2 protein-coding genes are annotated in these 1,424 nt (G+C 74.8%); both read right to left on the bottom strand.

Annotated features, from left to right (window positions below):
* The coding region (locus UWG_RS30170) for a beta-ketoacyl [acyl carrier protein] synthase domain-containing protein (protein WP_033196174.1) at window positions 1-575 on the bottom strand (575 nt) is incomplete at its 3' end.
* Window positions 576-690: 115 nt separating this feature from the next.
* A partial coding sequence (locus tag UWG_RS0115935; protein WP_016908219.1) for an AMP-binding enzyme occupies window positions 691-1,424 on the bottom strand: 734 nt, incomplete at its 5' end.

Below are 1,424 nucleotides of genomic sequence, written 5' to 3' on the forward strand. Positions count from 1 at the left end.
CACGCCTGGTGGACGGTGATGAGCGACGAGGAGCAGGCGGTGTCGACCGTGAGGCTGGGGCCGCGCAGGTCGAAGTGGTAGGAGACGCGGTTGGCGATGGCCGTGCCCGCGCTGCCCATGGCGCTCGGGGAGTCGACTGAGGTCACGTCGCGCGCCTGGAGCCCGCCGAACGCGTGTGCGTAGACGCCGAGTTGGACGGCCGTGTCGGAGCCGCGGAGCAGCGCAGGATCGACGCCCGCGTCGTCGAAGGCCTCGACCGCCATCTCCAGGGCCATCCGCTGCTGCGGGTCGATCCTCGCCGCCTCGCGCGGCGAGATGCCGAAGAACCCCGGGTCCCACTCCTCGGCGCCTTCGAGGTACCCGCCGGCGAACGTGTAGCTCTTCCCCGGCCGCCGCGGGTCGGCGGACTCGAACCACCGTTTGTCGAACCGCTCTTCGGGCGCCTCGGTGATGAGGTCGCGTCCTTCGCTCAGGACGCGCCAGAGTGCGTCGAGCCCGTCGACCCCGCCGGGCAGCCGGCAGGCGGCTCCGATGATCGCGACGGGTTCGTGGTGCGCGGGTGACCGCTCGTTCATGTCTTCTCTCTCGGTTCGGCGTAACGCGCACGGTCGTTCGGCCGGCGCGCGGCACGGGTGGGGTGCGGCCGGCGCGGGACGGCCGGCACGCGGGGCGCGCGGAGGGGACCGGCGGTCAGGTGCCGACCGACGTCCCCTCCGGTGCGGTGGAGTCGGAGGAGCGTGCGGCGCCCGAGGGGGCGGGGAGGTGCGGGGCCTCCTGCTCGGCGGCGCGTCTGAGCGCGGCCTTGTCGACCTTGCCGACCCCGACGCGGGGCAGCGCCTCCACGAGGACGAGGCGGTCGGGGAACTTGTAGGCGGCGAGGCCCTCTTCGCCGAGGAACCCGCGCAGGCGGCGCAGCGTCAGCCGCTCCTCCCCCGCCTCCTCGGGGACGACGAAGGCGCACACGCCTTCCCCGTACAGCGGGTGCGGAAAGCCGACGACGGCGACCTCGCGCACCCCCGGATGGCGCGCGGCGACGGCCTCCACGTCGTCGGCCGGCACCTTCTCGCCCGCCCGGTTGACCACGTCCTTGAGCCGCCCCGTCACGACGACGTTGCCGTCCTCGCCGACGCGTACGAGGTCGCCCGTGCGGTAGTGGCCCTCGGGGCCGAAGCGCCCCGCCTCGGCCGCGGCCCTGCCCGCGTAGGCGGTCACGGTGCTGGGGCCGCGCGTCCACAACTCGCCCTGCTCGCCCGGGGCGACGGGGCGGCCGTCCTCGCCGACGACGAGGAGCTCGTCCCCCGAGGCCACCGGCCTGCCCTGCGTGCCGGCGACCACCTCCTGCGGGTCGTCGAGGCGCGTGAAGCAGAGCAGGCCCTCGCTCATTCCGTACACCTGCTGGAGGCGCCAGCCGATCTCGGCGGGGG

The organism is Streptomyces xiaopingdaonensis (assembly GCF_000262345.1).
GTDB classification, from domain to species: Bacteria; Actinomycetota; Actinomycetes; order Streptomycetales; family Streptomycetaceae; genus Streptomyces; species Streptomyces xiaopingdaonensis.